The sequence below is a fragment of the Pararhizobium sp. P1_E7 genome (assembly GCF_056405855.1).
Window position 1 is genome coordinate 119,182 of record NZ_JBFUBH010000003.1, and the last position, 24,144, is coordinate 143,325.

The following is a 24,144-nucleotide window of genomic DNA, read 5'->3' on the forward strand; positions in this document are numbered from 1 at the left end:
TATGAATAAACTGAATTCATTATGAACGGTTCCCTAAAATCCTTCGAATTCGGTGGGTTGCCCGTTTCAGCCAGGTGATGAACCCCTTTCTTTGCGCTAGTTTTGGGCCGTCACCGATTCAGCCGGTGGTACCCACGGGAGAACAGGCAATGTCGATCAGCATCTCCGGTGGCGGCCGGGAAAATGACTTCCAGGTTCTGCTCGACCGGCAGTCAGCCCTGGACATCGGTGCTTTCGTCGTCGATGGGGTCGATCTTTCGCCGGGCACGGCCATTCCATCCGACGGCGACCGGCGCATCGACCATGCGCTGCAGGGTTTTTTCTTCACCTGCGGTCCGGACCACATCCGCCACCCTGAGCCCGTGGAAGGGAGCGATGACGGGAACATATTTCCGCTGCACGGTTCGCTATGCGGCACGCCGGTCGAACAAACGCAGATGTCCGCACCGGATGCGCCGCCAGGCTGTAGCGCACAAACCGAGGTTCTACTCGCGAATGGCGGAAAGGCGCGCATTTCCCGGCGCTGGGCCGTCAACGCCGATACGGCGGAGGTCACGCTCTGCGATCGTGTCACCAACATCGCAGACACACCGTTTGCACCGATGCTGATGTATCATATCAATATCGGCGGCTGGCTCGCGGGCGAGGAAACGCGGATCTGCGGAACGATGTTTGCCGATGAAAAACGCGCCTGGCGATTCGGTGAAGGGGAAAGCGCGCATTTCTGCCTGCCGGCCGCACCTGGTGCCGAAGACGGCTGGGCGCATGTGGCCCTGGGGCCTTTTGAGGCTCTGGCCGGCCGCTCGCTGGCCGTCCGGTTTTCCACTGGCACCTTGCCGTTCCTGCAGATGTGGCGGTGCCAGCGCGGCATAGCTGATGTGATCAGCATCGAGCCCGTTTCCCACCGGCTGGCCAAACGGACCGAACTTGCCGCCGCTGACGAAATGCCGATGCTCGAGCCCGGAAAGACGGTCGAATACGCCCTGGCGTTCCAGATCCGGTGAGCCGCCTTTCCAATTGACGCGTTGCGCCGCCGGTCTTACATCAGTCCGGACAATATTTTGAGGAAGGCTTCCCCATGGACATTCGCCAGATCAATGATGAATATTCGGTCACCGGTCAGATTTCCGTCGAGGACCTCGACGCGATCAAGGCGATGGGGTTCAAGTCCATCGTCTGCCATCGCCCGGATTTCGAGCAGCCCGATCAGCCACAGTTCGAAACGATCGCCGCCCGCGCCAGGGAACTTGGCCTCGACATCACCCATATCCCGGTCGGCCCGATGGGCGTGACTGCCGATGCCGTGCGTGACATGGTCGATGCGCTGGATACGTTCGAGCGCCCGATGCTCGGCTATTGCCGCTCCGGCGCCCGCTCCACCAATGTCTACCAGCAGACCCAGCACATTCGCGGCTGAGACAACGTCGGACCGGCGCGCGATCTTCCAATCGCGCGCCGGTCAAACATTTCCTGAAACCTAGCCGTTTCGGATCTGGCTCAGCGTCCGTGCCGGCGTGATCGCCTCCGGATCGAGCCTGATCTCGATGATCGATGGCTTGCCGCTTTGCCGGGCGCGCTCGAATGCAGCGGCAAAATCCTCCGTCTTTTCTACGAGCTCACCATGACCGCCATAGGCGCGGGCAAAGGCTGCGAAATCCGGATTGGTGAGGTCCGTGCCGCTCACGCGCCCCGGATAATCCCGTTCCTGGTGCATGCGGATCGTGCCGTAGATGCCGTTGTTGATGACCAGCGTAATGATCGGCAGATTGTAGCGCACGGCCGTTGCGAATTCCTGGCCATGCATCATGAAGCAGCCGTCACCGGCAAAGCAGATCACTTCGCGTTCAGGAAACAGCTGTTTGGCAGCGACGGCAGCCGGCAGGCCGTAGCCCATCGAGCCCGATGTCGGCGCCGCCTGCGTGTTGAAGCGCTGGAACCGGTGAAAGCGGTGCAGCCAGGTGGCGTAGTTGCCGGCGCCATTGGCAAAGATCGTGTCCGCTGCCGTATTTTCCTCGATATAGCGCATGATCGGCCCCATCTGCACGTCGCCGGGGCCGGTTTCCGGCGGGGTGGACCAGGTGAGATACGCCTGATGCATCCTTGCCGTCCGTTCGGACTGACGATGCGTCTGCGCCGGTTTCAGGGCCTCAAGGGCAGCTGCGAAATCGTCGGGTGCAGCAGCAATTGCCAGATCCGGACGGTAGACCCGGCCGAGTTCGCCGGGATCGGGATGGACATGGACCAGGGTTTGGTGCGGGTAGGGCACCTCCAGCAGGGTGTAGCCCGAAGACGGCATTTCGGAGAAGCGGCCCCCGATCAACAGCACCAGGTCGGCCTCGCGGATTTCCTTGGCCAGCGCCGGGTTGATGCCGATGCCGACATCTCCGGCATAATTGGGATGAAGGTGATCAAACAGCATCTGACGGCGGAAGGAGCATCCGACCGGCAGGCCGAAACGCTCGGCGAAAGACCGGAACTGCTGAACGGCCTCATCGCTCCAGCGCGTGCCGCCGAGGATGGCGATCGGCCTTTCGCTCTTGGCGAGCAACGTTTCCAGCGCCTGCATCTGGCTTGGCCCGGGATGGCTTTCCACCGGCTGGTACGGCTTTGCTGAGACAGCCTCGGTCTTCTGCGTCAGCATATCCTCCGGCAAGGTCAAAACCACCGGCCCGGGGCGGCCGGAGGTGGCGACAGCGAAGGCGCGCGTGACGAATTCCGGGATGCGGGCGGGATCGTCGATCTCGCCGACCCATTTGGCGATTTCGGTGAAGGCGCGGCGATATTCGATTTCCTGAAAGGCTTCCCGCTCGCGGGCGTCGCGCTGGACCTGGCCGATGAACAGGATCATCGGGATTGAGTCCTGGCGGGAGATATGCAGGCCGGCGGACGCATTCATGGCGCCTGGACCACGCGTCACCATGCAGATGCCGGGTTCACCGGTCAGCCGGCCCCAGGCATCGGCCATCATTGCAGCGCCGCCTTCCTGGCGGCAGACCAGCACGTCGATGTCGGTATCGTAGAGTGCGTCGAGCACGGCGAGGTAGCTTTCGCCCGGTACGCAGGAAATCCGCTTGACGCCGTTCGCCTTCAGCGCCTCGACGATCAATTCTCCGCCTGTCTTCATGTCTGCTCCTCCCAAAGCGTCTTAAACTGTCTTGTCAGATGGCCGGTGACACCGGCGCGATACTTGCGGTTTTGTTGATCCGGCGCTCGCGCCAGATGATGTAAAGGCCGGACGCGATGATGATCGCGATGCCCAGCCATTTCAGTGCGTCCGGCAGATCGCCGAACACCAGCCAGCCGAAGATCGTCGCCGAGACGATCTCCAGATATTGCAGCGGCGCTAGCACCGAAGCGGGGGCGGCGCGATAGGCATAGACCCCGAGCACGCCGGATATGGTTGCCGTGATGCCGACGCCCAGCAGATAGAGGCTGGCGGTCCTGTCCGGCATGACCGGATCGAAAATCTCGGAACCGGTGCCGTCGCCGATATAAAGCAGGATGCCACAGAATATCGCGCCCCAGACACCGGCATGAAACTGCATCGACCATGGGTCCTCGTTCTGTGCGACGAGGCGGGTGACCAGCAGGAAGACCGCAAGCCCGAAAGCCGAGACAACAGGCAAAAGCGCGATCCATCCCACTTCCTGCATGCTCGGCTGGATGACCAGCATGGCGCCGAAAAAACCGGTGGCGCAGGCGGTATACCGCCGCCAGCCGATGGTCTCCTTGAGGAAGATGCTGCCCAGGATGGTCAGGATGATCGGTTCGACGAAGAAGATGGCGATGGCATCCGCCACCTCCATCGCCTTCAGCGTGGTGATGAAGGAGAGCATGGATACAACCAGCAGGCCGCCGCGCAGCATATGCAGCCCGGTCTTCCTCCAGGTCAGATCGAACAGCGTGCCCCGGACAAAGACGATCGGCAGGATGAAGATCATCTGCAGCACGAAGCGGACGGCGGTGATTTCAGCCGATGGTACGGTGGTGATGGCAAGTTTTGCAAAGATATCGATCAGCGGCGAGATCAGCACCGCGATGACCATCAGGCCCAAACCGAAGGAAACGTCGTTATTGTGTGCGGCCGGTTTTGCAGAAATGTCGGTCATGCCGTGCCTTCGTTTATGTCCGCTGTTCGACAACGGAGAGGCACCATCCGGCAAAATCCCGTATGGCGCCATCGCGTTCCGTCTCATTCAAGGTTTCGTGGCGCATCGCCGGATAGACGATCGTCGTCACGCGCTTCAAGCCGGCGGCCCGCATGCGCCGTTCCAGCCAGCGAATTTCCTGCCCGCCATTGGTGGCCGGATCCTGTCCGCCGCCGACAAGGTGGACCGGCAGGTCTTGCGGCAGCCGGGCGAGCCGGTCCGGGCTTGCGCCGGCAAAGGTCAGCTTGAACAGATCGATCCACATCGAAACGCTGGCATCAAAACCGCACAGCGGATCGCCGATATATTTTGCGACTTCTGCAGGGTCGTGCGACAGCCAGTCATAGTCGGTCTTGCGCTCGGGGATCGATTTGGCCCAGGCGCCGAATGTCAGCTTGGACAGCAGCCCGCTCGGCACATCGGAACCCTTCAGCATCTTCTCGACGGCGAGGACGGCTTGCGCTGCGCGTCCGGCAAGGCCCGGATTGAAATTCGAATTCCAGACAGCCAATCCGTCGTAAAGGTCCGGGTTTTCCTCTGCGGCGTTCAGGGCGATCAGGCCGCCCATGGAATGGCCGAACAGGATGACGGGAAGACCGGGATGACGGCTTGCGGCCATCGTACGCATCGCCGCGACGTCGTCGACGACCTTGGCTGCCCCTAGCGATGGCGCATAGCGGCCGAGCGGTGCACCGGCAGCGCTGGTTGCGCCGTGGCCGCGATGATCATGCGCATAGACATTGAAGCCGTGGGCCGCCATGACTTCGGCGAAGCGGGCGTAGCGGGCGGAATGTTCGGCCAGTCCGTGGCTGATGATCAGCACGCCTTTGTGCGGGCCGCTGGTGTGCGGGGCGCCGGCTGGCCAGTGGCGCCAGGCAAGGGCGGCCCCGCTTGGGCTTTGCAACGTTTCGACCTTGGCGAACACCCCTTTTGATCCTCCCAGGCGAAGTCCTGCGCTTAACCGCTATCAACTTGATTTACCAGCCAAAGGCAACGGCCGCTTGGTGCTTGTTTGGCATCAGGTCAGGAAAGATTCGTGCGGAGATGAATTTCCGGTTGCAATTTTCCCGTTTTAGTCTCTAAATGATCTTGTTTTGTTCTTGTTTGGAGAAGCTGTCATGCGGAGAAATGTGAAGACTATCTTTGTATCGCTTCTGCATCGTCTGGGGGTGGTCATGCTCGCTGCGATGCTTGCGTCATCGGCAAATGCCGGGGAAACGGCAACGGCTGCCAAAGGCAAGACCGCGTATATTCTCGTCGTCAGCTGGCTGCCGGGATTTTGCGAGACCCGGCCGAACCGCAAGGAATGTGCCGGGCAGACCGCGGAGCGGTACGATGCGACGCATTTTTCCCTGCATGGCCTGTGGCCGGTGAAGAAGAGCTATTGTGGCGTATCTGCGGAGATCAAGGCCCGCGACCGTAAGGGCGACTGGGTGGACCTGCCGCAACTGGCCATGGCACAGGAGACGGCAGCCAAGCTTTTGGTGGCCATGCCTGGCACGCAATCGGGGCTCGACCGACATCAATGGCTGCGCAGCGGCACCTGCCACGGCGGCACCGCGCAGGATTATTTTTCGGTGCAGCTTCGACTTCTCGATGAAATCAACGGCTCGGCGGTGCGCGCGCTGTTTGCCGGCCGGCTCGAACGGGAGGTGACGGAAGGCGAGGTCAAGCAGGCCTTTGACGAAAGTTTTGGCGCCGGAGCCGGCGAGCGCGTGCGGATGCGCTGCCAGAAGGCCGGCGCCCGCAGCGTCATTACCGGGCTGACGATCGGTCTCTCGGGCGATGTTTCAGCCGATGCCGGGCTTTCAACTCTGATCCTTGCCGCCGGCGATACCGATTTCAAATGCGCAAAAGGGATCGTCGATGCGGCCGGCATTCACTGAATGGCGTTGCTAAAGCCGGTTTCTTCATTGCTCCGCCGGGATAATTCGCCTACATAGCGGGCAAAATCCCATTCCCGTCGGAGCAGTCTCTCTATGGCACGTCAATTCATTTATCATATGTCCGGGCTGAACAAGTCCTACGGCACCAAGAAGGTGCTGGAGAATGTCAATCTGTCGTTCTATCCGGACGCCAAGATCGGTATTCTCGGCCCGAACGGCGCCGGTAAGTCGACCGTGCTGCGCATCATGGCCGGCCTCGACAAGGAATATACCGGCGAAGCCTGGGTCGCTCAAGGTGCGACCGTCGGTTACCTGGCGCAGGAACCGCAGCTCGACCCCACCAAGACGGCGATGGAAAACGTCATGGAAGGCGTGGCCGACAAGACTGCCATCCTCGAACGCTACAACGAACTGATGATGAACTATTCCGACGAGACGGCGGAAGAGGGCTCGAAGCTCCAGGACATCATTGACGGCCAGAACCTGTGGGATCTCGAAAGCCAGGTCGAGATGGCGATGGAAGCTCTGCGCTGCCCGCCCGGCGATGCGGATGTGACCAGCCTTTCGGGTGGTGAGCGCCGCCGTCTGGCTTTGTGCAAGCTGCTGCTCTCCAAGCCGGACCTCCTGTTGCTCGACGAGCCGACCAACCATCTCGACGCCGAAACCATCGGCTGGCTGGAAAACCATCTGCGCCAGTATCCGGGTGCGGTGATGATGATCACCCACGACCGCTACTTCCTCGACAACGTCACGGGCTGGATCCTCGAACTCGACCGTGGCCGCAGCATTCCCTACGAAGGAAACTACTCGGCCTACCTGCTGGCCAAGGCCAAGCGCATGCAGCAGGAAAACCGCGAAGACGCCTCCCGTCAGAAGGCGATCAGCCGCGAACAGGAATGGATCGCTTCCAGCCCGAAGGCCCGTCAGTCGAAGTCGAAAGCCCGCATCAAGGCCTATGACGAACTGGTCGAAGCAGCAGACAAGATGCGTCTTGGCGATGCGCAGATCATCATTCCGATCGGCGAGCGCCTCGGTCAGGTCGTCATCGAAGCCGAGAACATTACCAAGGGTTATGGCGACCGCGTGCTGATCGACGACCTGTCGATCAAGCTGCCGCCGGGCGGCATCGTCGGCGTCATCGGCCCGAACGGCGCCGGCAAGACCACGCTGTTCCGGATGATCACCGGCCAGGAAAAGCCGGATAGCGGTACCTTCCGCGTCGGCGATTCCGTCAAGCTCGGTTATGTCGACCAGAGCCGCGATGCGCTCGATGGCAACAAGACTGTCTGGGAAGAGGTTTCCGGCGGTGCCGAAGTCATCAAGCTCGGCAAGCTGGAGATGAACTCGCGCGCCTATTGCGGCGCCTTCAACTTCAAGGGCACCGATCAGCAGCAGAAGGTCGGCAATCTCTCCGGTGGTCAGCGCAACCGCGTTCACCTTGCCAAGATGCTGAAGGCCGGCGGCAACGTGCTTTTGCTCGACGAACCGACCAACGACCTGGATACCGAAACGCTGGCGGCACTTGAAATCGCGCTGGAAAACTTTGCCGGCTGCGCTGTGATCATCAGCCACGACCGCATGTTCCTTGACCGGCTGGCCACGCATATCCTTGCCTTCGAGGGCGACAGCCATGTGGAGTGGTTCGAAGGCAACTTCGAGGACTACGAGAAGGACAAGATCCGCCGCCTCGGCCCGGAATCGGTCAACCCGAGCCGCGTCAGCTACAAACGCCTGACGCGGTAGTTAAAGCATGCGCGCAAAAGTGCGAAGCGGTTTTGCGATAACGGCATGCGTAAAATCAAAGACCTAAAGCGTGAGAAGCGAATCTGAAAGATCGCGACGCGCTTTAGGCGCGGGCGTCATCGCCTGCGGTTGCGAAGCGTCAATTTGTTTCGCCGGCTTAAAACAGAAAGAGGCGGTCCGTTCGGGCCGCCTTTTTCCTTTCCTGCTGCCTGTGGTCAATGCCACATTTCAACTTGCGGAAAATCCGAAAATCACATAAACATATCTTTATGTGTTGATGAGGTTTAGGATGGCGCGAGAGCACGGGCTGGGACTGGACGAGTTGGTAGACGTGCTGAAGGCGGCAGGCGAGCCGACGCGCATGCGTCTTCTTGCGCTCCTGGCTGCCGGCGACCTGACCGTCACCGATCTTACCGAAATTCTCGGTCAATCGCAGCCCCGAATTTCCCGCCATCTCAAGCTGCTTGCCGAGGTCGCGCTGATCGATCGTTATCAGGAGGGCGCCTGGGCCTATTTTCGCCTGAGAGGCGAGGGGGCGGGTGTTGCGCTGGTTCGGGATCTGCTTTCGGCCTCCGATATTGCGGATGCGGTACTGCGGCGCGACGGTGAGCGGCTGGTGGCGCTGAAACAGGCTCGGTCCGAAAAGGCGCAGGACTATTTTAGCCGCAACGCCGCCGAGTGGGATGAGCTGCGCCGCCTGCATGTCAGCGAAGCGGATGTCGAAGCTGCCTTGAAGAAGGTCGTCGGCACGGAGCCGGTTGACGGCCTGCTCGATCTTGGCACCGGCACGGGCCGTATCCTCCAGCTTTTCGAAGGCCTTTACCGCCGCGGGGTCGGCGTCGATGCCAGCCGCGACATGCTGGCCGTGGCCCGCGCCAATCTCGATCGCGCCGGCATCACCAAGGCATCGATCCGTCACGGCGATATCTTCAACTTGCCGCTCGACGGCCGTCAGTTCGATCTGGTTATCATCCATCAGGTCCTGCACTTCCTGCAGCAGCCGCAAGCGGCGATTGCCGAGGCTGCCCGCATGCTTGTGCCCGGTGGCCGGCTGGCGATCATCGATCTTGCGCCGCATGCGCTGGAATATCTGCGCGACGAGCATGCGCATATGCGGCTCGGCTTTTCGCGCCAGACGATGGCCGATTGGCTGGACAAGGCCGGGCTGGCCGTCGAGGAGACGGTGGACCTGACCCCGGACACGGATCGTGACCGGCAGCTGACGGTGACGATCTGGCTTGCGCGCGACCAGCGGCAGGCCGTCACATCCGATACACCTGAGAGCAACCGCGCTCTCGCCTATGCCGGAAGGACATGACATGCCAATACACACCCTTTACCCGGCCGAACGCGGAAACCTGAAGCTTTCCTTCGAGTATTTCCCGCCGAAGAATGACGATATGGAAGTCCAGCTGTTCGAGACGGTCGCGGCTCTGTCTGCCTTCGATCCCGCCTTCGTCACGATGACCTATGGCGCCGGCGGTTCCACCAAGGCGCGTTCGCTGACTGCCGTGCGGCGGATGATCCACGACGAGGGGATCGCCAGCACCGCTGCGCATCTGACCTGCGTGGGGGCGGCCAAAGCGGAAGTCGATGCCGTTGTCGCAGAGTTCATCGACAATGGCGTTCGCCATTTCGTAGCTCTGCGCGGCGATCCGCAGGGCGGTATCGGGGTGCGCTACGAGCCGTTTCCGGATGGATATGAGAATGCCGCGGCATTGGTTTCGGCACTTCGGGCGAAGGGGGATTTCGAGATTTCGGTGTCCGCCTATCCGGAAAAACACCCGGAAAGCCCGGATGTCGCTGCCGATATCGACATGCTGAAGCGCAAGGTCGATAATGGCGCGACGCGGGCGCTCACCCAGTTCTTTTTCGACAACAATGATTTCGAGCGCTATCTCGAGCGCGTCAGGCGCGCGGGCATCAATATCCCGGTCGTTCCCGGAATCATGCCGATCAACAATCTGGCGGCGATCAGCAGGTTCGCCGGGCTCTGCGGGGCAAAGGTTCCAGACGCGATCGTCACGCGGCTGGTCCACCTGGATGAAAGCCCGGAGGAACGTTTCAAGGAAGCCACCCATATCGCGGCCGAGCAGATCGTCGATCTGGCACGGCGCGGCCTTCGCGATTTCCATATCTACACGATGAACCGGTCGCCGCTGGTCGCGGCCGTGTGCGATCTGGTTGGATTTGAACGGCTGGCACCGGCTACGGTTCAGTCCCGGTCAGCGGGTGCCGCTGCCTGAGAATGGCAAGCGACGTGTTGTCTCGAATAGAAAAAGCCCTTGAGACCGGATGGTTTCAAGGGCTTTTTGTCTTTGGCAGCTTCAGGTTTTCGGTCCTTCGCGGAGCGCCTTGCCTGGCTGGATCTTGCTGCAATGGATTGCGGTCCTAAAGTCCTTCTGCATTGGCTGGCTGCATTGGCTGGACTGTTTGCTGATGCTTTCAGATGAAAAGCATGGTTGCAACGAATAYGAACGCTGCACTTATCATGAGGACATTCAACGAATGTGTCATTCCCATAACCGGCCCTCCTTGCGTTGACTGGGGAACGATAGGAGGAAAATGTCACGCATGAAAGGAAAAGTTATGCTGCGCTGCGGTAACTGCGCTGCCGCCTACGCTTATTCACAGGGTTAAGCTCATGTTTTTATAGTATTTTCTCAATTGCCACAATTTTTTCACAATGTCTTCGATCTGGTTAATGTAACGCACTGAAATGCGCCGTGAGTGACCGATTGGACACAGCATGAATGCTCGGGACGGCCGTTTGATTCCTTCATTGCGTCTGCGCGCGGCGGCCAGGCAGCAGGCGGCCGTCGAGGACGACCAGGCCAGCGGCGATCAGCAGCATGCCGGCGATATCGGTTTGTTCCAGCGTTTCCCCAAGGAAGAGAAAACCGAGGAGAATGGCGCTCGGAGGCACCAGGAGGGTGACCAGCGACGTGTTGGTGGCGCCGGCGCGGCTCATGATGCGAAAGAATAAAATGTAGCCGTAAGCGGTCGAAAGAAGCGCCAATGCCAGGATCGCCAGCACGGAGGTCACCGGCGGGAAGGCGAGCTGCCATGGCTGATCGACGATCAGGGAGAGCGGCAGCATGATCAGCGTCGATGCGGTGAGCTGTCCGGCGGCCGTGACGGGGGCTGCCAGTCCCCGGAAGCGCTTGCCGTAGGTCGCGGCAAAACCATAGCTGATCGCCGCTGCCACGGGAAAAAGCAGGGCCCAGAGCGGAACGCTGCTGCCTGCCTGCTGCAGGCCGGGCAGGGCGCTTGGGCCGATGAGAACCGCCGTACCGGTAAGGCCGAGCAGGCAGCCGGCGATCTTGGCAAGGCTCAGCTTTTCGTCGTGCGTCAGCGCATTGGCGATCAGCACCGTCCAGACAGGCGTGGTGGCGTTGAGAATGGCTGCGAGGCCCGCACCGATCTGTGTCTGGCCGAGAAAAATGAACGTGTGCGGAATGGCATTGTTGATCAGGCCCAAAAGCAGAAACTGTGGCCAGCGAGCCTTCAGTTCGCGGTAGATGTCATGGCGGCCGAACACGTAGATATGCAGCGCCAATGCGGCCAGTGCCACGCGCAACAGAACAAGGGTAAACGCCGGCACATGCTGGATGGCGATGCGCGCGAAAAAGAACGAGCCGCCCCAGATCAGCCCGAGCAGTGCCAGAAGACCCCAGGTGGCCAGCGTCATGCGGTTCTGCAAACCGTCCGTTTTCGCGTGCATGTGACTTGACCTTCCCCTGCCTCATTCGGAACATAACGACGGTTAAGGGGTATGAGGGGATTTATCCACCCGATTCTTGAACCGCACCACAGATAGGAAGGATGACCTGCTGGAGCCCGTCACGACACAATCCATCGCTGCCGCCGCACATGAGGGGCAGGGGCTTGTCCCCATTGCGATCGTGGTGGCGGTCGCCGCTATACTGGGGCTGGGGTTCCTGCGCCTGCGCCAGCCGCCGCTGGTGGGGTTCATCCTGGCCGGCGTTGCGCTGGGACCGACGGGGTTCGGTTTCATCTCCGCCAGCGCCAACGTCACGCTGCTTGCCGAGATGGGCGTTGTCGTCCTTTTGTTCTTCATCGGCATGGAACTGTCGATCAAGGCCTTTGTGCTCAGCCTGCGCCAGGCTTTGCTGGTTGCGGGCGGGCAGGTAATCGCTGCCATTGCAGCAGCCGGGCTGATCGCGCTGATCACCGGCGCAACCATGGCGGAGGGGCTAATCCTTGGCTTCGTCATTGCGATGTCATCCACCGTCGTTGCCATGAAGATGCTTGAGGACATGGGCGAGTTGCGTAGCGAGACCGGGCGGATCGCCGTCGGCGTGCTGATTGCGCAGGATATCGCAGTTGTGCCCATGCTGATCCTGGTTTCGAGCCTTGGCGGCGAGGAGACGCACTTCGCAACGATCGCGATCAAAATGGTCATCGCCATCGCCATTCTGGCGGCCCTGCTCTGGTGGTTCGGCCGCCACGGCAAGCTCCGGGTTCCCTATAGCGAGGCGGTCGAGGACAAGGTCGAGATATTGGCGCTCGGGGCGCTTGCCGTCTGCTTTGGTGCCGCAGCCGTTTCGGGCCTTGCCGGCATGTCGCCGGCCTATGGCGCATTTCTGTCCGGCATCGTGATCGGCAACTCGACGCTGCGCAGCCGGGTGATACCGGTGATCGAGCCGATCCAGAGCGTGCTGCTGGTGGTCTTCTTTCTATCGATCGGGTTGCTGATCGACTTGACCTTCATCGGCGAGAATTTCTGGGCGGTGCTGACCGCTGCACTGATCGTCATTGCCGCCAAGACCGTGCTGAACATTTTCCTGCTGCGCAAAACCGGCTCATCGCCGCAGATCGCCCTGGTCGCCGGCCTGTCCATGGCGCAGATCGGCGAGTTCTCCTTCGTGCTTGCTGCTGCTGGTCTTGGCGCCGGTGTCCTGCAGTTTGATACCTACAAGGTGGCAATCGCCGTCACGGCGGTCTCGTTGCTCGTCTCGCCGCTTTGGGTCAGCATGATGCACCGGCTGGAAAACATTGCTTCCGAACATCTGCTCACCTATCGCAAGGCCTTCGCGATCGCCTATGCGCGCGAATTGAGCGAGGTATCGAAGCGGGGTGCGGCCCTTGCCGGCGCCCGTTGGTCGCTGAAGCTGCGCTACAGGGCGTTCCGTCTTGCCCGCCACCACCGGCGGCGGGCACGATTGGAAAACAAGCCCGAAGCGGACCCTCCTGAATCGAACCTTAAAGAGCGCTGAGAACGGCCGGCGTTGCCCAGCCATCGGCGGGAATGCCGAGACGCAGCTGCTCCTTCTGAAGGGCCGCACGCGTGCCGGAGCCAAGGATGCCGTCGATCTTGCCGACGTCATGGCCCTTGTCCTGCAGCTTCGTCTGCAGTGCCTTCATGCCTTCATCGTTCAATCCCGGTTCCGGATTATGCGTGTCGTAAGACGGAGCGCCTGCCAGCCGGGTGGCGAAATAGGCAGCCGAGGTCGTGTAGATGAACGACTGGTTCCATTCGAGATAGATGTTGAAGTTCGGATAGGTCAGGAAGGCGACGCCGTGGCGGCCCTGCGGGATGACCAGTGACGAGGCAAGCTGCGGGAAGGCGGTGTTGCCGTCGCGCGGCTTGACGCCGAGTGCGAACCAGTCACCGGCAGTCATGCCGGCCTGCAGCCCGGTCTTCTCCCAGGGCAGGTTTTCCGGCAGGCTCACTTCCTGGATCCAGGGCTGACCGGCTGTGAAGCCGAGGCTCTTGATGAACTTGGCGGCGGTCAGGATGGCGTCCGGCGAGCTCTGCTTGAGGTTGACATGGCCGTCGCCATCGCCGTCCACGCCCTGCGCGATAATGTCTTCCGGCAGCATCTGGACCTGGCCGATTTCGCCAGCCCACGCGCCGGTCGTCGTTGCCGGGTCAAGATCGCCGTGCTGGACCATCTCGATCGCGGCAATCAGCTGGGGGCGGAACATTTCAGGGCGGCGGCAGTCATGGGCCAGCGTCACCAGTGCGTTGCGCGTGTTGAAGTCGCCCTGAACCGCGCCGAAATCCGTTTCCATCGCCCAGAATGCGGTGATGACCGGGGCCGGAACGCCGAATTCCTTTTCGGCACGTTCGAAGACGGCGGCATATTCCTTCATCTTCTTGGCGCCGATATCCAGCCGCGCCTTGCTGACCGTGCGCTGGGAGAATTCGGTAAAGCTCTGCTTGAAGACACCCTGGGCGCGGTCGCGGCCCAGCACCTTTTCGGAGATGGCAGCGCCGGCCAGAGCGCGATCGACCGCTTCGGCGGGAATGCCCTTGGCAATCGCCTCGGCCTTGACGCCCTGCAGGAAGGTGGCGAGATCACCGCCGCACGGTGCGGCAGGTGTGGCCGCCTGTTGCGCAAGGGCAGATGAGGCCAAAAGGGTGAGAAAGCCGATCGAGAGAACGGAGCGCAGTGTGCTGCGTGTCATCGCAAGTCCTTGTTGTGTCGGGCCGGAGCCGGCCAAAACGGCCTTTCAAAAACAGGCCGCAGTTAGCGTCGAAATTATGGGAGCCGCTGTCGCACGGCAATGGGGCGGAAAGAAGAAATGCGCCCTTTTCGCAGGCTCAATTCTGGGCCTGTTCGCGCGCCTTGGAGACAGCTGCCACCCAGTTCTTCCAATTCTTCGGCGATCCCGCGAACACGTTGATGTCAGCGTTGCCATCGATGCCGGGGATCACGCCGGTGCTGGTATATTGCCAGAAGGCCCAGCGGCGTTCCGCGTAGATTTCCGTCGGGTGCGATGCGACCGAACGGACCCAGAAATGATAGTCCTTGAACTGGCCGACGAGATTGTCACGGTGGAAATCGACCGAGGTATAGATGATCGGGCGCTTGCCGTAATAGGCTTCGAGCCGGTCCATGAAGCGCTTCATTTCGGTCTGAACGGTCAGTGGCGACGGCCGGAAGCGGCAGGTCTTGGATTCGCCGTTCCATTCGACATCGAGAACCGGCGGCAGGTAGACGGCGCTCTTGGGCACATTGGCGATGAACCAGTCGGCTTGCTGGTCGGCTGTCGAGCAGAAATAGTAGAAATGATAGGGCGCATAGGGCAGGCCGGCGGCGCGGGCCTGCTGCCAATAATCGCTGAACTTCGCGTCGATCCTATCCTTGCCTTCGGTCGCCTTGATGAAGGCGAAGGAGACGCCTGAGGCCTTTACCTTGACCCAATCGACGTCGCCCTGCCATTTCGAGACGTCAACACCATGGATATTGTGAAGCTGCGGCGTGCGCGCGCCAAAATCCTGCGGATCCTTGTCCTGGAATTTCGGCGGGATGGAGGCTGTGGAGACGAGATCGTAGTCTGTCGAGGTACAGGCGGAAAGAAGGCTCACAATAGGCAGGAGAGCCAGGAATAGCCGGCGCATGGGGTTCCCGTTCTGAAACGATCGACGAAGCTGCCTCACACGATGATATCCGTTGATGTGAATTCCCCCGGAGGCCTGAACCTCATCTTCATCACATCATCGTAAAAAATGAGTTAGTTTCAAGCAGCAATTGCCAAAGCGGTACCACCGACCCAAAAGTAGTGGTCTACGCCGGGAAAATTAGACCGGCAGCATTCCGCGGGGCTTGCGGCGGCCTATTACGCGAGGCGCCGGCAATACCAAGTCTCTATCATCGAGACTTGGTATAAGTGAAGAGCCATGCATAGCCGCGGCCGATAGGCCGGAACGCAAGCGCATCACCAAGGGTTTCAGCCTTGGCCTCAAGCACTGTTGTCATGGTCTTTCGCGGCGTGACGTGGAACCGCTTGAGCCACCCCTGAAGGCCGCGCCGGAACAGGCGGGGCAGGCGCTCCTGCTGGCCGAAATCGGCGATGTGCAGCGAACCGCCCGGATTGAGCGCGCCAATCGCCGCGTCTATTGCCTTTTCCCATTCCGGGATCATGGAAAGCGCATAGGAGATAACGATGCGGTCAAAGCCGGGCTGGCCGAATTCGCCAGCTGTGAAGCCGGTCGCGTCGGCAACGCGCAGCACTGCATCCTGACGGCCTTCCCGGGCCAGTTTGGCCTGCGCCGAAATCAGCATCTCGGCGGAAATATCGAGCCCGTACAGCCGGGCGTGCGGAAACCGCCGGCTAATCAGCGCCAGATTGCGGCCTGTGCCGCAACCAATTTCCAACACGCCGGCGCCAGCGGGGATGTCGAGTTCGCGGATCAGCGTGTCGCGTCCAAACAGATAGTATTTCCTGGTCAGGTCGTAGAAATGCCGCTGCGTGCGATACATCCGGTCCATGCGGTCGGCATGGCTGCTGCCTGCACCGGTCTCGATCGCCGTCATGCTGCTTTCCTGTAGATATGGAAGCCGCCATAGATTGCCGAGCGGTCTTTCAGATTGAGCGCCTGCGACTGCTGAGCATCATAGCGCCATTGCCCGAGCAAGGCGTCCGAGACGCGGCCTTCCAGAATGCTGGCCTCGGCGGCAGTCCGGAAGATCACTATGGCGCCTTCAGCCGAGGTGCGGGTGATTTCGCCCCACAGGTCGTTGAGCTGGCGGTCGTTCATCCAGTCCTGGGCGTCGAGCAGCACGTAGCGATCGACGGAGCCTGCAGGCTTCTTGGCCAGAAGCTCGGTAAAGCTGGCATGATGCACATGGACGCGCTCGGCATTGTTGCGGATCGCCTCGTGGCGGCCGGCCTGCAGATATACGGGCAGTTCGCCTTCATGCGGCATCGGATAGCGGCGGGCAAAGGCCTGCCAGGCAAAGTAGTTTTCCTTCAGAGGAAAATGGCAGGAGAGCTTTTCCAGCCGATGGCGCAGTACGCCCGCCAATGATTTTTCCGCGCTGAGGCTTGCCAGCTCGTCGAACTGCTGCGGCGGAATACCGAGACCGAACAGCGAGCTCTTGCGGCTGGTGATCCAGCGGATAACCGGACGGTCGAACAGGGGGGCCAGCCGCTCGTCGAAGAACTGGCGCTGTTCGCGCATCGAACGGGCACTGGCAAGTTCGCTCGGATCCACACCGTGCAGCCGCGCCAAAAGGTGGCCAAGACCGATAAACCGTCCGAGCAGGCCGGTGCGATAGATGTTCTTGCCGAAAACCTTGATACGGCGTTGGCCGGTCAGGCCGCGGGCGTTCCAGTATTTGCGCGTCTCTCTGTCGAGTTTCGGTGCGATGAAAAGGTCATAGGCCCGGACATTGCTGGCAAGATCGTGGCGGGCGAGGAAACGGACGATGTCCGCATGGGTGGGCAGATGCCGGAATGCGGCGAGCTTCAGCCGGTTCAGCGCGACGTGATGCGGGTTGAGGTCCACGACATCGATGCGTTCGGGGGCCGCAGAAAGGTAGGCCAGCATGTTGCAGCCGCCGGAACCGATGGTGACGATATGATGCTCGGGCCGCAGCTGCATCGCAGTCATGTCGACGGCTGGATCCTCCCATATCTGCGGGTAGACGAGCCCGCTAAAGAGAAGCCCGAAAAGACGTTCCGAAAGACCGTCAAGGCTCAGCGCCTTGTGCTGGATAAGCGCGGTTTTCAGCTTGCGGTTTCGTTTGCCATAGCCAGCATCGGGTGCGAGATCGGTCATGTCATCCTGCCATCCGTTAATGTTGGAGGAGCTTCTAAGACGAGTCCGCTACACTTTGATGACGAAAGCCTTATGCAATGTTCACCCGTAGAATTGCAGGGGCGAATGCTGTCCCCCCGGGGCCGGAAAAGCTCGAGGTGCGATCGATCGCCACTAGAAACATGTTTAGCACCAACGTGATTGCCACAAAGCCTTCCTAAATGCATGGAATCCTGTTCTTCTGGCCATGGCGAAGCAGGGACGATGCGGATGCGGAAAAAAAGGTGGTTCTGGCTCGCAGGCTCGGTATCGGCAGCCGTCACGGCTTTCGTGGGCTGGCTTGCCGTCGTGCCGCCGGAGCTGCTGCGGGTCGGTGACGGTTATGCGGCCAAGATTGTCTGCTCCAACGTTTTCATTGCCGGCAGGGATGCGAACACGGTTCTAGCCGATGACGTCCAGGCGCCCGGACACCCCCTCCTGCGCCTGGTGCGGATATCCGTCGATGAAACGCGAAAAGCAGTCACGGCGCGCATGTTCGGTTTTGCCGCACCCGGCCGGGCTATCTATCGCGAGGGGCTCGGCTGCACCAATGTGACCGAGGGCGAATTCGCCACTTTTCCCGGAAACAGGCAGCTTCGCCGCCGGCCACCGCAATCGGATGACGGCAAACCGTGGCCCGATGGCAGCGGCACGGCAGTCAACCCGGCAGTCCAGACGCTTTTGACCGACCCGCAGCTGTCCGGGCCCGGCATGCGCGCCATCGTCGTCGTCAAGGACGGAAGGATCGTCGCGGAAAACTATGGCGAGGGGTTCAACAGCGCGACGCCGCTGCTCGGCTGGTCCATGACCAAGTCGGTGACGGCTGCCCTGATCGGCTTGCGGATCCGTGACGGCCAGATGTCGCTTGAGCGGACTGAATTGTTGCCGCAATGGCGAAACGATCCGCGCAGTCAGATCAAACTCGCCGATCTTATGGCCATGCAGAGCGGACTTCAGTTCAACGAGGACTATGGCGATGTGACCGACGTCACGCGCATGCTCTATCTGGAAGGGGACATGGCCGATTTCTCAGCGGCCAAGCCATTGGAGGCAAAGCCAGGCGAGCGTTTCAGCTATTCCAGCGGCACCTCGACCATCCTGTCGAGGCTCTGGATGGACACGTTCGGCAGCGTGCGCGAGGCACTGACCTTTCCGCGCGCGGCGCTTTTCAGGCCGCTCGGCATGAACAGCGCGGTTTTGGAGCCCGACGCGCACGGCACCTTTGTCGGCTCTTCCTATATGTATGCGACAGCGCGTGATTGGGCCCGGTTTGGCCTCTTCCTCTTGCAGAACGGCAGCTGGAACGGTGAGCAATTGTTGCCGCAGGACTTTGTCAGCTACATGCACACGCCAACCAAGGCATCCGGCGGCCGTTATGGGGCAGGGCAGGTTTGGACGAAGTTCGGAAATGACGGCGGCCCGCCTTTGCCCGGCGATGCCTACTGGCTGCAGGGGCATGACGGCCAGACCGTGATGCTGGTGCCGTCGCTCGGGCTTGCGGTCGTTCGGTTGGGCCTCACGCCGTCGCGCAGCGGCTATGACGTGCGCCAGCTGCAAGCCAAAATAATAGAGGCGGTCAACTGACCGCCTCGAAATCCGACAGGCTATGGGGCAGGCTGGCTAGAGCGCCGCACGTCATTCATGATGCGCAAAACGTCGCTGTAACACCTTGAATTTGCCGCATAATTTTTCCTTAAATCGATTCCGATTAAAGGAATTATGCAGCAGGCCTATTTCATGCCCAGTGTTTCGAGCAGGCCCTTGCGCTTGGCGTGATAGTAATAGCCGCTGGCATAGAGCTTGACCGCGCCGTCGTTCTGGTTGTCGGCCACCATCCAGGCGCCAGCCAGATATTTCGTCGCATATTTCAGATTGGTTTCGGCATCGAACAGGCCTTCGGCCGGCCCTTCATAGCCAAGTCCCTTGGCCGTATTGTAACGAATCTGCATCAGGCCGTAATTGCCGGAGTGATAGGCCCGCGGATTATAGGTGCTTTCGCGCTTGACGACACGGTGCACCAGTTCTTCCGGGATATTGTTGAGCTTGGCATAATAGGCGATCAGGCGATCGAGTTCGGGGCGCGAGCTTGTCGGCTTGGCGCCGATACCCAGCGAGGCCGGGATGTTCTTTGCCATCGCATAGGCGCTGGCGCCGATCGACGGCTTCGGCATCGGCACGATCATGTGATTGGCGACCAGCGTTTCCAGGCCGACAGGTTCGCCGGTATCGAAATCCGATTCCATCGCGGCCATCATCATGCCTTCGGGTATCTGCGGCACGCGATCGGTCTTTGCAGATACCAGCGCATTTGCCGTTTCAGGCAGCGTGGCGGCTGTTGCCGCCTGGGCAGCTGCAGACGTCTGGGGGGCCACCAGGGCATTGGCAGCGGTCGCCGGCATCGTTACCGGATTGGTAGCGGCAACCTGTGCCGTTGTGGTTTCGCCGGGCTTCATCATCGCTGTTTCAGCAGCAAGCGCTGCTGCGGTCGCCGATGTCGCGCCGTCTGGGGTCGGCAGAGCGTAAGCCGTCATTTCCGTTCCGGGCTTCGGCAGCGGCGTTACCGTCTGCACCGCCATCAGCTGTTCCATCGGCGTTCGCTCGACGCTCGAACAACCGCCAGCCAGCGATGCCGAGATCAGAGCACAGGCCGTAACAGCCGGTTTTGAAACGAAAAAACGGAAATTAGCCATGCTGTCACTTTCGTGCTGTCAGGCCCCACAGCCCCCTGCAAATCAGCAGCCGGGAGCCGCCATGCGCTGAACGTCATTAACCTATGAGGCGGTGAACCGCAAGCATGAGGCACTTTTTCAGGCGCCAGCACGCCGCAGGCCCGCAGTCAGAAGGCCTGCGCCGATCAAAAGAGAGCCGCCGGTACGGTTGACGATGGCCTGGACTTTGGGTTTTCGAATCGTCTGGCGGGCAGCCGAGGCCATCAGCGCGTAAAGAGTCGCGTTGATGGTGGCGAGCACCAGGAATGTGCTTTCAAAGATCAGCATCTGATTGAACAGCGGACGGCCGAGGTCGAGGAACTGCGGCAGGAAGGCGACGAAGAAGACGATGCTTTTCGGGTTGAGCGCGGTGACGATATAGGTGTGCAGGAAAATCCGCACCGGCTTCTCCGCTGGCGCCGGCATCGTGCCATCGGCTTCCTCCGTTGAGATCGGCGTGCGCCAAAGCTTGATGCCCAGCCAGATCAGATAGGCGGCGCCCACCCATTTCAGCACGGTGAAAATCGCAGCCGAGGTCGCAAGCAGCGCTCCAAGGCCGAGCATCGATGCGGTCATCGCGGTGAAATCACCCAGCGCCACGCCAGCGACCGTTGCACTTGCGACCTTGCGTCCGTGCCCGAGCGCATAGGAGATGACGAGAAGAATAGTCGGGCCGGGAATGGCGAGCAGAATGGAGGAGGCGGCAACGAAGGCCAGCCAGTGTTCGATCGACATGAAAACAGCTCCGTTTGGACGTGGCGTTCGATTGAGGAAGCCATGCGCAAACGGAGCCGTCAATAGGCGTTTATGAGCGTCAGATTACTTTGCCGGCGACCATTTCTGGCCGATCACGTCCATGACTTCGCCGAACCATTTTACCGATGTGTCGAAGTGCTTGCCGCCACGGATGCGCGGGAATTCGATCGTGCGCAGCTTGCCGCCCTGATCTTCGTCGTGGCCGGTGACGCCGGACACCTTGTTCAGCGCGCTTTCGACGGCAAGATCGACCATGCCCTGGATGAGGCGCAGGTCGTCGGCGTTCGCCGGTGCGGAGCGGGCATAGTAGCCGGATTTCTGCACCATCGAGCGTTCGGCGCCGAGAAGAGCTGCGAACTGCTTGGAGAACCAGCCGCCGACATTGATGGTGTCGATCTTCACATGGCCGAAGGCATCGCGCTTGACGGCTTCACCGGCTGCTTCGCGTTCGGCAACGACGGCATCGAGGCAGGCGCCTTCCGAGACGAACAGCGTCACGAAGCCGGTCTTGTCCATCGTCGCGCGCAGCCGCGCGGCTTCGGCTTCGAGGTTGAAGGCGGTCTCGGGCAGATAAAGGCCGTCGATATTCTTCATCTGGCGGTTCATCATGAAGCCATCGACGAATTCCCGGTCGTCGATATGCTGGATGTAGGCGCGCGCGGTTGCAGCCGTGAGCCAGCCGCAATGGCGGCCCATGACTTCGTGGACGACGAGCGTGCGCGGCGCAGCACTCTGTTCGTTGCTGACATTGTCGAAGAATTTTGCGCCATATTCGGCAGCGGTCCACGCGCCGAGCGACTGGCGGATCGGCACGACATCATTATCGACGGTCTTCGGCAGCCCGACGACGGTCAGGTCGTAACCGTTGGCGCCGAGGTAGGCGGCAAGGTCGGCAGCCGTCGTATTGGTGTCGTCGCCGCCGATGGTGTGCAGGATGGTGATGCCGTCGGCGGCCAGCCGTTCGGCGGCGACCCGCAACGGGTTCTGGCCTTCCTTGACCAGGCCGCGCTTGACGCAATCGGCCGTGTTGGTCAGCTTCACCCGGCTGTTGCCGATCGGCGAGCCGCCGTGGCGGTGGAGGATATGGGCGTTTTCCCGCATGTCGCGGGTGATTTCGATACGGTCGGCGAGCAGAAGGCCCTGATAGCCGGAGCGGTAGGCAACCAGCTCGATATCGGGCGCGATATCGGTATATCGCTCGATCAGACCACCCACGGCGGAAGACAGGCAGGGCGCGAGTCCGCCTGCGGTCAGCATTGCAACTTTCTGTTTGGCCATGGAGTCCTCCTCGGGGATTGCGGCAAGATGTTCGGGGTCTCTCTAGCGCAATTCGCATGGAAGTTAAATGACATGCTTTTGGCAAGGCAGGGGATAGCTCAGCYATCCACGATCGGGCCAGGCGCCATGCCCATGGCCTGCGGGTGGGCGGAAATACGCATGGGAACTGAAACGAAAAGTCGCTTGTCCGTTCGCATCTCGGTGTTTTCCGGTCATCTTCATTTACATGATTGGACGATCACGGCCGGGAATGCTATAATAGTGAGGTGCCATCACAAATTCGTCATTTCGGCTAATTGCATGGCTTTGCCGCCTTGCAATCTGTGCTGACATCTGGTCATGCTGTTTTGTGAGCTGCATGATTGTCGTGGCGACACAGCCGTGCGTGCCACCTTGCATCTACGCATGGACGCATCGCCCGTGCCATCCCCACCCGAACGTGACGTGGATCAGCCGACCATGGGAAAGAACGTGCCTATGTCATTCTGGGATAGTATCCTCAGTATCGTCACCGCGACGGGCAATGCGCTTGCCGGTGTGATCGAGGCTGTGCGGACGCTGTTCGAAGGCGATCCTGAAACGCGCCGCAAGGTGGCTTTTTCCGTCGCCATGATTGCGCTGTCCGCCAAGATGGCCAAGGCCGACGGTATCGTCACCGAGGCCGAGGTGTCGGCATTCCGCGATATTTTCAAGTTTCCCGACGATCAGGCACGCAACGTCGCCCGGCTCTACAATCTGGCTCGCCAGGACGTCGCCGGCTACGAGGCCTATGCCGAGAAGCTGGCATCGCTCTGCGTCTCTTGTGATCAGAATTGCCCGGTGCTGGAGGACATCATCGACGGGCTCTTCCACATCGCCAAATCCGATGGCGCCGTCCACGAGAAGGAACTGCACTTTCTCACACGCGTCGCCGAGATCTTCCGTATAAAGGAAGAGCGTTTTCAGGAGATCATGGCCCGTCACGTGCACCGCGCCGGCGCCGATCCCTACAAGATCCTTGGCGTTTCGCCGAAGGACGACTTTTCGATCATCCGCAAGCGTTACCGCGTGCTTGTGTCGGAGAACCATCCCGACATGCTGGTCGCCCGTGGTGTTCCGCAAGAACTGCAGGCGATCGCCAATGATCGTATGGCCGAACTCAACGCCGCCTATGAGGCGATCGAGAAAGAACGCCGCGCCGCATGACTGACTTCGCCTGTGACTATCCTGCTGCACGCTTCGTGCCGTCGCCCAACCATGGCGAAAGGGCAGGCGGGCTGAAGCCCGACATGGTCATCCTGCACTATACCGGCATGGAAACGGCAGCTGCCGCGCTCGACTGGCTCTGCCGCGATGAAAGCCAGGTCTCCAGCCACTACTTCGTCCACGAGGACGGCCGCGTCGATCAGCTGGTTGCCGAGGATCGCCGCGCCTGGCATGCGGGCAAGAGTGTCTGGAAGGGCGAAACCGACATCAATTCCCGGTCTATCGGCATCGAAATCGCCAATGCCGGCCACCCCGGCGGGCTACCGGATTTCCCCTTGGTGCAGATCGATGCGGTCGTTGAACTGTGTCGAAACTGTGGTGAACGGTGGTCGATCGCCCCTGAAAGGGTGCTGGCGCACAGCGATATCGCCCCTATTCGCAAGGTTGATCCGGGAGAAAAATTTCCCTGGGAACGCCTGTACGCCGGCGGCGTCGGGCATTGGGTTCCACCGGCCCCGATCAGTGGCGGACGGTTTTTCCAGCGCGGCGATCAAGGCCAGCCCGTCGAGGCAGTCCAGACGATGCTGTCGCTCTATGGCTACGGAATTGAAGTGACAGGCGTTTTCTGTGAGAAGACGGAAGGCGTGGTGGCTGCATTCCAGCGCCATTTCCGTCCGTCGCAGGTGGACGGCATAGCCGATATTTCGACCTTGGACACGCTTCACCGATTGCTTTCGGGCCTGCCGGATTTCAGCCGCTGACCAGCGGTTGCGCCAGCAAATCCGAAGCCCGTTTCAGGCCGTCGCCACACAAATTTTGTGCGCTGCCACATCATCACCATGATGCCGGGGTCTTTTGCGGCCGTACCGAACCGCAGGCAATTGAGG

At 60.8% G+C, this 24,144-nt stretch carries 21 protein-coding genes; 10 read left to right on the plus strand and 11 right to left on the minus strand.

From position 1 onward, the window contains the following. Positions 1-149 precede the first annotated feature (149 nt). Both AC1D17_RS05230 and AC1D17_RS05235 read left to right on the plus strand, forming a co-directional pair. A complete protein-coding gene (locus AC1D17_RS05230; protein WP_477564361.1) occupies positions 150-1,004 on the plus strand; it encodes a DUF4432 family protein in 855 nt (284 codons plus the stop codon). A gap of 74 nt (positions 1,005-1,078) precedes the next feature. Continuing rightward, entirely contained in the window at positions 1,079-1,417 is a 339-nt protein-coding gene (locus tag AC1D17_RS05235; RefSeq protein WP_477564362.1) for a protein tyrosine phosphatase family protein, read from the plus strand. Between the two features lie 60 nt (positions 1,418-1,477). On the opposite strand, the gene AC1D17_RS05240 is transcribed toward AC1D17_RS05235, so the two are convergent. The 3 genes from AC1D17_RS05240 to AC1D17_RS05250 are packed head-to-tail and all read right to left on the minus strand — an operon-like array spanning position 1,478 to position 5,073. After that, a complete protein-coding gene (locus AC1D17_RS05240) occupies positions 1,478-3,124 on the minus strand; it encodes a thiamine pyrophosphate-binding protein (protein WP_477564363.1) in 1,647 nt (548 codons plus the stop codon). 34 nt (positions 3,125-3,158) lie between these two features. Continuing rightward, positions 3,159-4,109, minus strand: coding sequence for a DMT family transporter (locus AC1D17_RS05245; RefSeq protein WP_477564364.1), 951 nt, complete (start codon positions 4,107-4,109; stop codon positions 3,159-3,161). Positions 4,110-4,122: 13 nt separating this feature from the next. Further along, positions 4,123-5,073, minus strand: a complete 951-nt coding sequence (locus AC1D17_RS05250; RefSeq protein WP_477564365.1) for a lysophospholipase — start codon at positions 5,071-5,073, stop codon at positions 4,123-4,125. A gap of 193 nt (positions 5,074-5,266) precedes the next feature. Between AC1D17_RS05250 and AC1D17_RS05255 the strand changes: the two genes are divergently transcribed. From AC1D17_RS05255 to metF, 4 genes are all read left to right on the plus strand, one after another. Further along, positions 5,267-6,034 (plus strand): ribonuclease T2 family protein, encoded by a 768-nt coding sequence (locus AC1D17_RS05255; protein ID WP_477564366.1) that lies wholly within the window; start codon positions 5,267-5,269, stop codon positions 6,032-6,034. Positions 6,035-6,127: 93 nt separating this feature from the next. Continuing rightward, positions 6,128-7,777, plus strand: coding sequence for an energy-dependent translational throttle protein EttA (gene ettA / locus AC1D17_RS05260; RefSeq protein WP_264221572.1), 1,650 nt, complete (start codon positions 6,128-6,130; stop codon positions 7,775-7,777). A 289-nt stretch (positions 7,778-8,066) separates the two neighbouring features. Next, complete coding sequence (locus AC1D17_RS05265; RefSeq protein ID WP_477564367.1) at positions 8,067-9,095, plus strand: ArsR/SmtB family transcription factor; 1,029 nt, start codon at positions 8,067-8,069, stop codon at positions 9,093-9,095. Position 9,096: 1 nt separating this feature from the next. Then, on the plus strand, positions 9,097-10,023 hold the full coding sequence (gene metF, locus AC1D17_RS05270) for a methylenetetrahydrofolate reductase [NAD(P)H] (RefSeq protein ID WP_477564368.1): 927 nt from the start codon (positions 9,097-9,099) through the stop codon (positions 10,021-10,023). Between the two features lie 533 nt (positions 10,024-10,556). Here the strand turns inward: metF and AC1D17_RS05275 are convergent. Beyond that, a complete protein-coding gene (locus tag AC1D17_RS05275; RefSeq protein WP_477564369.1) occupies positions 10,557-11,501 on the minus strand; it encodes a DMT family transporter in 945 nt (314 codons plus the stop codon). 76 nt (positions 11,502-11,577) lie between these two features. Here AC1D17_RS05275 and AC1D17_RS05280 point away from each other — a divergent pair, with 76 nt between their 5' ends. After that, positions 11,578-13,017: a cation:proton antiporter gene (locus tag AC1D17_RS05280; RefSeq protein ID WP_477564370.1), complete on the plus strand. Its 1,440-nt coding sequence runs from the start codon at positions 11,578-11,580 to the stop codon at positions 13,015-13,017. Here the strand turns inward: AC1D17_RS05280 and AC1D17_RS05285 are convergent. The 4 genes from AC1D17_RS05285 to AC1D17_RS05300 form a co-directional block, all read right to left on the minus strand. Next, complete coding sequence (locus AC1D17_RS05285; RefSeq protein ID WP_477564371.1) at positions 13,004-14,212, minus strand: lytic murein transglycosylase; 1,209 nt, start codon at positions 14,210-14,212, stop codon at positions 13,004-13,006. The genes AC1D17_RS05280 and AC1D17_RS05285 overlap by 14 nt on opposite strands. Positions 14,213-14,348: 136 nt before the next feature. Continuing rightward, positions 14,349-15,149, minus strand: a complete 801-nt coding sequence (locus tag AC1D17_RS05290) for a glycoside hydrolase family 25 protein (protein ID WP_477564372.1) — start codon at positions 15,147-15,149, stop codon at positions 14,349-14,351. Positions 15,150-15,399: 250 nt separating this feature from the next. Then, entirely contained in the window at positions 15,400-16,065 is a 666-nt protein-coding gene (locus tag AC1D17_RS05295) for a class I SAM-dependent methyltransferase (RefSeq protein WP_477564373.1), read from the minus strand. Beyond that, positions 16,062-17,312 (minus strand): BtaA family protein, encoded by a 1,251-nt coding sequence (locus AC1D17_RS05300; RefSeq protein WP_477564374.1) that lies wholly within the window; start codon positions 17,310-17,312, stop codon positions 16,062-16,064. The genes AC1D17_RS05295 and AC1D17_RS05300 overlap by 4 nt, the downstream gene beginning before the upstream one ends. Positions 17,313-17,555: 243 nt before the next feature. On the opposite strand from AC1D17_RS05300, the gene AC1D17_RS05305 reads away from it, so the two are divergent. Next, entirely contained in the window at positions 17,556-18,914 is a 1,359-nt protein-coding gene (locus AC1D17_RS05305) for a serine hydrolase domain-containing protein (RefSeq protein ID WP_477564375.1), read from the plus strand. Between the two features lie 146 nt (positions 18,915-19,060). On the opposite strand, the gene AC1D17_RS05310 is transcribed toward AC1D17_RS05305, so the two are convergent. The 3 genes from AC1D17_RS05310 to AC1D17_RS05320 form a co-directional block, all read right to left on the minus strand. After that, positions 19,061-20,020, minus strand: a complete 960-nt coding sequence (locus AC1D17_RS05310) for a transglycosylase SLT domain-containing protein (RefSeq protein ID WP_477564376.1) — start codon at positions 20,018-20,020, stop codon at positions 19,061-19,063. Between the two features lie 117 nt (positions 20,021-20,137). After that, on the minus strand, positions 20,138-20,773 hold the full coding sequence (locus tag AC1D17_RS05315; protein WP_477564377.1) for a LysE family translocator: 636 nt from the start codon (positions 20,771-20,773) through the stop codon (positions 20,138-20,140). An 84-nt stretch (positions 20,774-20,857) separates the two neighbouring features. Next, the gene (locus AC1D17_RS05320; RefSeq protein ID WP_477564378.1) at positions 20,858-22,072 is read right to left on the minus strand and encodes a pyrophosphate--fructose-6-phosphate 1-phosphotransferase; all 1,215 of its coding nucleotides are present in this window, start codon (positions 22,070-22,072) and stop codon (positions 20,858-20,860) included. Positions 22,073-22,549: 477 nt separating this feature from the next. Between AC1D17_RS05320 and AC1D17_RS05325 the strand changes: the two genes are divergently transcribed. Together AC1D17_RS05325 and AC1D17_RS05330 are read left to right on the plus strand one after the other, a co-directional pair. Next, a complete protein-coding gene (locus AC1D17_RS05325; RefSeq protein ID WP_477564501.1) occupies positions 22,550-23,257 on the plus strand; it encodes a TerB family tellurite resistance protein in 708 nt (235 codons plus the stop codon). Then, positions 23,254-24,018, plus strand: coding sequence for an N-acetylmuramoyl-L-alanine amidase (locus tag AC1D17_RS05330; protein ID WP_477564379.1), 765 nt, complete (start codon positions 23,254-23,256; stop codon positions 24,016-24,018). Before AC1D17_RS05325 ends, AC1D17_RS05330 begins: the two co-directional genes overlap by 4 nt. The last annotated feature ends 126 nt before the right edge of the window (positions 24,019-24,144 follow it).